The organism is Bacteroides sp. An279, from assembly GCF_002159615.1.
GTDB classification, from domain to species: domain Bacteria; phylum Bacteroidota; class Bacteroidia; order Bacteroidales; family Bacteroidaceae; genus Phocaeicola; species Phocaeicola intestinalis.
The window spans coordinates 1-10,307 of record NZ_NFJA01000116.1; the positions used below are offsets into that span (position 1 = coordinate 1).

Genomic DNA, 10,307 nt, shown 5'->3' on the forward strand with positions numbered 1-10,307 from the left:
CTGACGAAGAACAGGAGCGAAAAGGACCAAAAAATCGCCCAAAGCACACACGAAAACGGATACATCAAGCCAAGAAAAACTTTTTGGAGAAATTCAAAACAGCTTCTCATTAAATCAAGAATAAAAGATGAAAAACAAATCGAAAAAATTAGCATTTATGATGCTGGGCTTGTGTGCCCTTGGTGCAAATGCCCAAGACCCGATTATTCAGACCAAATACACCGCCGATCCTGCACCGATGGTGTACAATGACACGATTTTTCTGTATACCAGTCACGATGAGGACGATGCGCAAGGTTATGACTTCAAGATGCTTGACTGGCAGCTGTATACCTCTACTGATATGGTGAACTGGACCGACCACGGGCCTGTGGCTTCCTTGAAAGACTTTGTATGGCGTAAGCGCGATAACGGTGCATGGGCACAACAAGTGGTGGAGCGTGACGGTAAGTTTTATATGTATTGCCCCCTTCATGGGAACGGCATTGGCGTATTGGTTTCCGATTCGCCTTACGGACCTTTTAAGGATCCCATAGGCAAGCCTATCGTGTGGCAACAAGAGCATTGGGAAGATATCGATCCTACTGTTTGGATTGACGATGACGGACAAGCCTATATGTATTGGGGTAACCCGAACTTGTATTATGTGAAACTGAACAAAGACATGGTGTCGTATTCGGGCGATATTGTGAAGATAGGCAAGTTGGAACATTATCAGGAAGGACCGTGGTTTTACAAACGTAACGGGAAATATTATCTGGCATACGCTTCTACTTGTTGCCCAGAAGGAATCGGATATGCCATGAGTAACAGTCCTACGGGACCATGGGAGGTGAAGGGCTACATCATGGCTCCTACCGACCGTACGCGCGGAAATCATCCGGGAATCATTGACTATAAAGGCAAGAGTTACGTTTTCGGACAGAATTACGATCTGTTGCGTCTCGAAATGGAGGAGCATCATGAACGCCGTTCGATATCGGCCGCCGAAATGCATTATAATGTAGACGGTACGATACAGGAGGTGCCTTATTTTAAAGATACGAAGCTGGTGCAGATTGAAAACTTTAATCCTTACCGCAGGGTAGAAGCCGAGACTATGGCTTGGGGATATGGGCTGAAAACCGAGCGCCGTACCGATGGTGGCATTTATGTCACGAAAATCAATGACTCTGATACTTTGGTGGTAAAAGGTGTTGATTTCGGAAAAGAAGGCGCATCTCGTTTTGTGGCTTCTGTCGCTTCTGATGCAGGGCATTGCGCAATTGAGATTCATTTAGACCAAGCCGATGGTCCGTTGGTAGGAACAGTTCAAGTTGAGGCTACCGGAGGAATGGACATATACAAGGAGTTTGCCTGTCCGGTGAAAGGGGCGAAGGGTGTTCACGACCTGGTGTTCCGTTTCAAAGGTGATGCCGGAAAAGACCTGATGAATTGGGATTATTGGAAATTTGTAGAATAATAGAATGACATAGTTTATGAAAAACATATTTATTAGTCTTTCGATGCTTGTAACCCCTATACTGGTTATGGCACAAAACCCGATTGTCCAGACTGCTTATACCGCCGACCCGGCACCGATGGTATATGGTGACCGCTTGTATTTATATACAAGCCATGATGAAGACGCATCTACGTGGTTTACAATGAACGACTGGAAATTGTACTCTACCGAAGATATGGTAAACTGGACTGAACATCCGACTCCCTTGTCGTACAAGACATTCGAGTGGGCGCGGGGAGATGCTTGGGCTATGCAGTGTGTCGAACGTGGAGGTAAATTTTATGCGTATGTCCCGGTGACGATGAAAAAAGGAGGGGGAGCTATTGGCGTAGCTGTAGCAGACAGTCCTTATGGTCCTTTCTACGACCCACTTGGCAAGCCATTGGTGAGTAGTGGAAAAGGGGACATAGATCCTACCGTAATGATAGACGATGACGGGCAGGCTTATCTGTATTGGGGCAATCCTTTTTGTTATTATGTGAAGTTGAACGAAGATATGATATCATATTCGGGAGATGTTGTGAAGGTGGATATGACCGAAGAGGCTTTTGGTAAGCGGGAAGGGAATGTGCCTGAACGTCCCACACTTTACGAAGAAGGCCCATGGCTTTACAAGCACAAGGATTGGTATTATCTGTTGTGGGCTGGTGGACCGATATCCGAACATTTGGGCTATTCGATGAGCAAGAGTCCGTTGGGACCTTGGAAATACGGAGGTACGCTGATGCCTACCGAAGGAAGGAGTTTTACCAATCATCCGGGTATTGTGGACTATAAAGGCGGAACTTACCTTTTCTACCACAATGGTGCCCTGCCTGGAGGTTCGGGCTTTACCCGTTCGGTATGCGTGGAGAAAGTTGTGTTTAATGCCGATGGTTCTATCCAGCCGATGAAGATGACCGAAGGTATCCGTGAAGGGTTGACGGCACTTAATCCGTACCGGAAGAATGAAGCTGAAACGATGGCTTTCTCCGAAGGGATGAAGTCGGCACAAAACGGAGAAGTGGGTGTATTTGTCAATGCTATGCGTGATGGGGCATACATCAAGGTGAAGGGCGTAGACTTCCGTAGCCAAGGGGCATCTGACATCATTGCTCGTGTAGGAACTACACACAACGGAGGGGTAACCCTGGAGGTGCGTGCCGATGGTCTGCAAGGAAAGCTGCTGGCTACGTTGCAGGTACCTATGACTGGTTGGGATGACCGTTGGGCGCTGGTTACTTCCAAAGTGGAAGCTATAAGTGGCGTGCATGACCTGTATTTTATATGCAAAGGTGATAAGCCTGGCAGGGTGATGTATTTCGATTACTGGATGTTTCATCCGAAGCAGTAAGGAGGGCAAACAATGAAGTATCTATGGCTTTTTGTGCTGGGAATTTGTGGGTGGTATAACCTGCAGGCTCAGACGTGGACCGCTGATAACGGGAACGGTACGTTTACCAATCCCTTGTTCTATGATGAGTTTACCGATCCTGACTTGATTCGGGTGGGAACAGATTTTTATATGGTTGCCAGTTCGATGCATACTATGCCCGGATTGCCTTTGCTTCGCTCTAAAGATTTGGTGAATTGGGAATTTGTTACTTATGTTTTCGACAAGTTGGACTTGGGACCTGAATTCCATTTGGAAGGAAAGAAAGGTGTGTATGGGAATGGTATCTGGGCACCTGCCATCCGTTATCACAAAGGGAAGTTTTATATTTTTGTTAATGTGAACAACTATGGATTGCAGGTATTTTCGGCAGACCGTCCTGAAGGTCCCTGGATACATAAGAACATGGGTGGACGCATTTATGATTTGGGCGTTTTATTTGATGATGACGATAAGATTTATGCTGTTCACGGGTATGATGAAGTGCACCTTATCGAAATCAAACCAGACTTCAGCGGATATGTTGAAGGAAGTGACCGGATTATCATCCCGAAAGGAAATGCAATGGGGGAAGGACATCATTTCTATAAAATTAACGGGAAATACTACATCATCAGTGCTGACTATGCTCCGGTAGGACGTATGCAGTGTGCCCGCGCCGACCGTCCTGAAGGTCCGTATGAGACAACGGTTATCAGCCATCGGGAAACAATGGGGATACAACAGGGTTGGTGGACACAAGGTTATGGTTTCTGGTCCGATATACCTGACGAAGGGAGCAAATTCAGTTTCCAGCCTCCTTCTGATAATTATTTCAGTGCCGTGCCTTTACATCAGGGAGGCATTGTAGATTTGCCTAATGGTGAATGGTGGGGCTTCTCGATGATGGATATGAAATCGGTGGGACGTCTTACTTACTTGTCTCCAGTAACATGGAAAGACGGCTGGCCTTATTTCGGGGTAGAAGGTAATCTGGGACGTTCGCCACGTACCTGGTTCAAGCCCGATACGGGTGTGGAGGAGAGTCCTCATGCTCCTTATGAACGGAGCGATGACTTTTCGGATAATAGTCTGAAGCCAGTCTGGCAATGGAATCATATCCCGGTTGATAACAGATGGGAACTGGCAAAAGGTGTGCTGCGTCTGCATACACTTCCTGCCAAGAGTCTGATGTTTGCTCGGAATACACTGACCCAGCGTGTGGTTGGTCCCGAATCGATGGCTACGGTAGAACTGGATGCACGTGGACTGAAGAAAGGTGACGTAGCTGGTCTTGCTCTGCTGAATACACCCTATTATTGGGTGGGCGTGACACGCACCGACGAGGGACTGATGCTTCGTTTTTATGATATGGTGAAGAATGTACATACCGACAAGCCGCTGGAATCTGCCAAAGTATGGTTGCGGGCTCACGGCGATTATCATAATGACTTGGCCTCATTAAGTTATAGTACCGATGGAGATACGTTCGAGACCATAGGCAACCAGTTGCGTTTGGGGTATCAGATGCATACGTTCCAGGGAGTGCGTTATGCTTTGTTTGCTTACAATACAGAGGGGAAGAAAGGCGGGCGTGCCGATTTCGACAATTTCGAAGTGTACGAACCTTTTGCCGATCGTTCGAAGAATCTGCCTGTAGGCAAAATCATTACACTGACCAATCTTGCCAATGGTGAACGGGCTTGGGCCAATCCGCATGGGATGTTACATCATGTAGCTTCGGGAAGTGCAGAATTCGAAGGGTTAGGATGCCATTTCAGGGTACACGACCGTGGTAAGGGACGTGTGGCACTTGAAGCAATGGATGGTTCTGGATTTCTGACCGTAACGGGGTTGGGGCTTTCGGGCGATGTGCGCATCACGAAAGAAGAAACAGAAGCAAGTCTTTTCTTGTGGCAAGATATGTTGTGGGGGCATTGTATGTTGCTTTCTCTTCATACCAATCGTTTTGTCGGGTTAAATCCGGTGACGGGCGAACCTTATGCAGCCGACTGGCCCGGTACACGCCCCGACCGGAAAGACGGAACGGTCTTTGCCTGGCAGGTGGTGGCAGATGTTGCCGATTGAATCAACAGATTATGCTTGGTTTCTTAGAAGCTGTTTTGAATTTATCGTGCGATGATTTGGGATGAGTTTTTGAGTCATTTCCGCTTCTGTGATGAGGAAGATAGCGGGCTATCTGACGAAGAACAGGAGCGGAAAGGACCAAAAAATCGCCCAAAGCACACACGAAAACAGATACATCAAGCCAAGAAAAACTTTTTGGAGAAATTCAAAACAGCTTCTTACATAAATCGAAAGTTATGCCTTGCGCGGTATGGATTTGTGCATTTCCTGCATGTGCCACGCCATTTCCGTAGGGACGGTGCGCACATCATCCTTGCATTTGATGGCATATCGGTAAGGAACATTTGGTTTTGCATGTAGCCCATATCTTTGTTTCAGGCGGCATACTTTTATGATTTTCATATGGAAACCGTACGTTCTCGATATGGAAACCGTACGTTCTTGATATGGAAACCATACGGTTTTCATATGAAAGCCATAAAAGGAAGCCGTCTGAAACGATAATGTAATCCAAATGCGGAAACATTTGTTCCGGGGAAAATGCACAAACCTATGCCGTGCATGGTATAAAAGCAGTTGTGTTTTACAGGAGTTATCATTTTGTTCAGGAGTTAAAGGCCGATAGTCCTGCTTCTGAAACCGATATAAAAAGTATTGGTCTCTGACTCCCTTTTAACCCCTGATTAGTATTACTTATAATTGTGTGAAAAGAACTATGAAAACGAAATTTTTGTTAGGGTTGTCAATAGGAATTTGCGTAATGTCTGTCCAAGCACAAAACCCGATTATACAGACTCATTATACGGCCGACCCGGCACCTATGGTGTATAATGATACTTTATATCTCTATGTAGGTTGTGACGAGAAGGATGCGCCTGAAAATTCGTATCTGATGCGTGAATACCGGCTTTATACCACCACCGATATGGTAAATTGGACAGATCACGGTGCACCACTCAAGACCAGTACTTTTGCATGGTCTGCAGGTGATGCCAGTGCGGCACAATGCATACCGAGAAACGGGAAATTCTATTGGTATATTTCTTCCCAAAACCGGCAGAATCCCGGTTCTTCTATCGGAGTGGCTGTAGGAGATACACCTTACGGACCTTTCAAGGATGCCTTGGGGCACGGATTGGTGACGAACGATATGACAACATATGCCGGACATTCTTGGGACGATTTAGACCCCACTGTATATATTGCAGACGATGGGCAGGCATGGTTGTATTGGGGAAACGGTGTATGCTATCGTGCCAAACTGAAAGAAGATATGGTAAGTCTGGATGGAGAAATCGAGGCAATCGACCGCTTGGATAGCATTGCCTTTTCGGGAGGATTTACCGAAGCACCTTGGCTTTACAAGCGTGGAGACTGGTATTACCTGATTTATGCTGCGGGTTTCCCCGAATCCATTCACTATTCTATGAGCTCTTCGGCTGGCGGCAAGTGGCAAGCTAAGGGCGTGGTTATGCCGTTGGAGCGTGGAAGCAATACCAATCATCCGGGCATCGTGGACTATAAAGGACATTCGTATTTCTTCTATCACAACGATGCCTTGCCTGGCGGGCATAGTTATTGCCGTTCGGTGTGCGTAGAAGAGTTCCGTTATACTCCGAATGGAGAAATACCAGAAATGCATATGACCGATGCCGGCATAACGGAAGCGGTAGGCCGACTTAATCCTTATATACGTACAGAGGCTGAAACCATAGCTTGGTCCGAGGGCGTGACTACCCGGACGGATGCTGCGCGTGGCGTGTATGTCACGGATGTCCATCACGGAGATTATATCAAGGTAAGGGAAGTAGATTTTGGTGCCAAAGGTGCTTCGCTTTTTACGGCATGTGCCTCTAGCCGTTATTTTGGCGGACAGATTGAACTCCGTATCGATGGCTTGGAAGGAGAAGTATTGGGTACGCTTGATATTCCTTACACCGGTGAATGGGAAAACTGGCAGGAGTTCAAAACACAGGTGAAGAGTGTGACAGGTGTCCACGATTTGTACCTCGTGTTCAAAGGCAAACAACCCCATGCCTTGTTTAACTTGGACTGGTGGAGATTCGATTCTGGGCTATGACGAAAATGAATAGGGAATATGCGTAAATACATTCTTTTTTATCTTTTGTTTTGCCTTTGCTGCTTGAAACTGTTTGCAGGTGGAAAAGTGCTTTATCGGACAGTTCCTTGTACACTTTTGCAAGGTATTACCGAACGTGAATATACGGTTTATTTACCACCGGGTTATGATATGGATACACTTCGTACGTATCCGGTGTTGTACCTTTTGCACGGAGGAAATTGCTCGAATACCGATTGGGAACGTTATGGTGGGCTTTCACATTTGGCAGATAGCTTGATAGCTTGTGGGCAGATGCAGGAAATGATTGTGGTTTGTCCTGAGGCCAACAAGGATAATATGATATGGTTCAATGCTGCGCATTGGCGGTATGAAGACTTTTTCTTTCAGGAGTTTATGCCTTATATCGAGCAGACTTACCGGGTAAAGGCGGAAAAGGCATACCGTTCGGTGGCAGGTTATTCAATGGGTGGAGGTGCATCGGTCGTATATGGTGTGCTTCATCCCGACTTGTTCAACGTGGTTTATGGGATGAGCAGTTATTTGCGTAGCCAGCCGTTGGAGTTTTTGAAGGATGACCCTTCTGCCCCTTGGCGTCAGAAGCTGGTAGATGATTACAACCCTATCCGCACGATAACGGAAGGAAGTGAAAAGAATGTGTCGGCATGGAAAGCCATCCGTTGGTTCATTGATTGTGGTGACAAGGATTTTACATATGATGCTAATATCGATTTAGTCTCAGCCTTTCGCAAGCGTGGTATTCCTTACGAGTTTCGTGTGAAGGGTGGGGGACACGATTGGAGTTATTGGCGTCCTGCCTTGTGCGATGCGCTGGTATATGTCTCGCATCAATTGCCCGATGATTAATGTCAGGGTTCTTTTTTGACCGATAGGTAATAGCCTTGCCCACGTACGGTCACTATCTGATACTCCGGAAAGCCTTTCAGGTGTTTCCGGAGTATTTTGATATGTGTGTCTATCTTTTCATCGGCATTGGTGTCGGTTTTCCAGAAGCGTTGTTTGATTTCTCCGCGACTCACGCACCTGCCTTTCTTTCGGAGCAGGAGGCAAAACAAGGCGAGGTCTAGCTTGGGTAACGGACAGAGGATGCCATCAATGATTAATTCTTGCTTTTCCATATTGACAGAAATGTCTGGATAAATGTGGGAGGCATTGCTTCTTTTCCGCAGGTAATAACAGATAGCGGTGCCAAGAGCTATCAGTGCTATGAGCAGGAAGAAACGCCGGTCGATGTAGCGGAGCAGTGTGACCGTATCGTATGCCACCCATCCTTGTGCCTGGATGTCGCCCGTGATATCCTGGCGGTAAACGGGTGTGGAATAGGCAGAAGAAGCACTGAGCGTGTCGGAACTGCAGTGTCTTTCTTGTCCGTTGTAATAGATGGTTCCAGTCTGTCCGCAGATGTTTCGCGCTGCGAGCCGTGCCCGGAACAAGATGTTCAGTTTGTCGGCATCTATCGGGTGGACATTAGTAAGAATGTGCTCGTTAAGCAGACGGCGTGCCTTTACTTCGTCTATACTGTCTTTGAAGACAAACACCGTTCGGTCTTTCCACGTACGCAGGGGGTATTTTTTTATCTTCCGGTCGTAGACGGGAGCCGTGATGTAATATTCGGAATAGGGATTCAAGTCGGGATGGGTGAAATGCTGGAACAGTTCTACCCGTTCGGTATAGTGCCAGGCGGTGGCTTCGCAGAACGCATGGTTCGTTTCTTGCCGGATACGTTCTTCGCCTGCTTGTAAAGACAGACACAATGCCGTAACGATAATGGCACTCAGGATGCCGAGGATATATAGTTCTTTTGTCTTCATAGATGCGATGCTAACCGATAGCAAAATAAGCGAAAAACTTAGATTTCAGAAAAAGTTCAGCTAATTTTTTTGTCCGATTGCTGGGATTCTTATTCTTTTGCCGGCAGAAAACATTAAAAACATCAACACATGAAAGCACTGATTATTTTAGCAATGTGCCTGCTGGCTGGCAGTTCCCTTCAGGCACAAGAGTATCTGAGAGAAGTATTGAGTAAGTTAGAAAGCGTCAAGTCGGCGACGTATGACTTGTATAGTGAAGGTTGGATGGCGGGAGATACTTTGCCAAGTAGTGTCAGCAAGGTGTTTGTGGAAGAATACCGCAATCCGCAAGATACCACCATCGGGTCGAGTTTTTTAGAATGGGATTCTGAAGACCAAACGCGCTTTGAATTGGGATATGACGGAACAGTTTCAGTATATATGAACCGTTATCAAAAAGTAGCAGAGGTAAATGATTTTTCCAATCAGTTTCTTCCGGTAAGGCTTATCCAACCTCCTTTTTTCAATTATGTGACGAGTATCATCCATTATACGTTGGAAACGAAAGATAACGTTACTCGGGAAGTGAAGGAGACAGAGAAGGAGTATTATTTGAAATTGACTATCGACGAAGGAGTGGAAGTGGAATTCTTCGGGAAGCCTTTCCATTTTCCGGAAATGTCTTTTATGGCTGACCCGATAATGGTTTTTGAAATCTGGATAGATAAAGAGACAGGCCTTCCTTATAAATACAAAAGAGAACTTTGTGGAAGTAATTCCGGTATAGATGAATGTTCGAATGTGAAATTGAATACTTTGCCCGATAAGAATTTCGATTTATATGCGCTTGTGCCTGAAGGGTATGAGTTGGTACGGATGGGCGAAAAGAACAAATATGATGAAGAACCTTTTAAATTAGCGGATAAACCGGCACCCGATTGGACGGCGGTGAATATGCAGGGTGATTCGGTTTCGCTTTCTTCTTTGAAAGGGAAGGTGACGTTGCTCAATCTTACGGGAATAGGGTGTGGGGTATGCCAACTTGCCATTCCGTTTCTGAATGAATTGGACAAGCGTTTTGATAAAGATAAATTCCAGTTGGTTGCGATAGATTCTTGGGGCAAGCCGTTAGCGAATGTGCGGAATTATATAAGCCGCCATCAGGTTGGTTATACTTTTTTGTCCGGAAATGAACAGATTATTTTAGATTATAAGACGGGTGGCTTTGTGCCGTTCTTTTTCTTGTTAGATGAGAATCTTGTGATTCGGAAAATAATAAAAGGATATGCCAAAGGTACGACCGAAAAGAAGATTATAGATGCGATTGAAGAACTTTTGAAATAAGCCCATTTACGATTAGACAATTTAGTTCCTATGTTTGTAATGTGCTAGCAAAATAGCATAAAGCCAAGAGAATTATTAAATTTGTAAATGAAAGAAATAACTTAATAAAACCTATGACTTTATGCGTAA

Annotated in this window: 8 protein-coding genes; 7 read left to right on the forward strand and 1 reads right to left on the reverse strand. The window is 45.7% G+C overall.

Annotated elements, in window-relative coordinates:
- Window positions 1-127 precede the first annotated feature (127 nt).
- The 6 genes from B5F78_RS14910 (at window position 128) to B5F78_RS14935 (ending at window position 7,890) form a co-directional block, all read left to right on the forward strand.
- Window positions 128-1,462 (forward strand): glycoside hydrolase family 43 protein, encoded by a 1,335-nt coding sequence (locus B5F78_RS14910; protein WP_087211588.1) that lies wholly within the window; start codon window positions 128-130, stop codon window positions 1,460-1,462.
- Between the two features lie 16 nt (window positions 1,463-1,478).
- Window positions 1,479-2,837, forward strand: coding sequence for a glycoside hydrolase family 43 protein (locus B5F78_RS14915; protein ID WP_022040365.1), 1,359 nt, complete (start codon window positions 1,479-1,481; stop codon window positions 2,835-2,837).
- Window positions 2,838-2,849: 12 nt separating this feature from the next.
- Window positions 2,850-4,943, forward strand: coding sequence for a glycoside hydrolase family 43 protein (locus B5F78_RS14920; RefSeq protein WP_087250303.1), 2,094 nt, complete (start codon window positions 2,850-2,852; stop codon window positions 4,941-4,943).
- A 51-nt stretch (window positions 4,944-4,994) separates the two neighbouring features.
- Window positions 4,995-5,303 (forward strand): hypothetical protein, encoded by a 309-nt coding sequence (locus B5F78_RS17365; RefSeq protein ID WP_162608566.1) that lies wholly within the window; start codon window positions 4,995-4,997, stop codon window positions 5,301-5,303.
- A gap of 355 nt (window positions 5,304-5,658) precedes the next feature.
- Window positions 5,659-7,023: a glycoside hydrolase family 43 protein gene (locus B5F78_RS14930; protein ID WP_087407086.1), complete on the forward strand. Its 1,365-nt coding sequence runs from the start codon at window positions 5,659-5,661 to the stop codon at window positions 7,021-7,023.
- Window positions 7,024-7,041: 18 nt separating this feature from the next.
- Window positions 7,042-7,890: an alpha/beta hydrolase gene (locus B5F78_RS14935; RefSeq protein ID WP_087407087.1), complete on the forward strand. Its 849-nt coding sequence runs from the start codon at window positions 7,042-7,044 to the stop codon at window positions 7,888-7,890.
- Between the two features lie 2 nt (window positions 7,891-7,892).
- Here the strand turns inward: B5F78_RS14935 and B5F78_RS14940 are convergent, their stop codons facing one another.
- Window positions 7,893-8,855 (reverse strand): winged helix-turn-helix domain-containing protein, encoded by a 963-nt coding sequence (locus B5F78_RS14940; protein ID WP_087407088.1) that lies wholly within the window; start codon window positions 8,853-8,855, stop codon window positions 7,893-7,895.
- Window positions 8,856-8,984: 129 nt separating this feature from the next.
- Here B5F78_RS14940 and B5F78_RS14945 point away from each other — a divergent pair, with 129 nt between their 5' ends.
- Window positions 8,985-10,178, forward strand: a complete 1,194-nt coding sequence (locus B5F78_RS14945) for a peroxiredoxin family protein (RefSeq protein WP_087407089.1) — start codon at window positions 8,985-8,987, stop codon at window positions 10,176-10,178.
- Window positions 10,179-10,307: the final 129 nt, after the last annotated feature.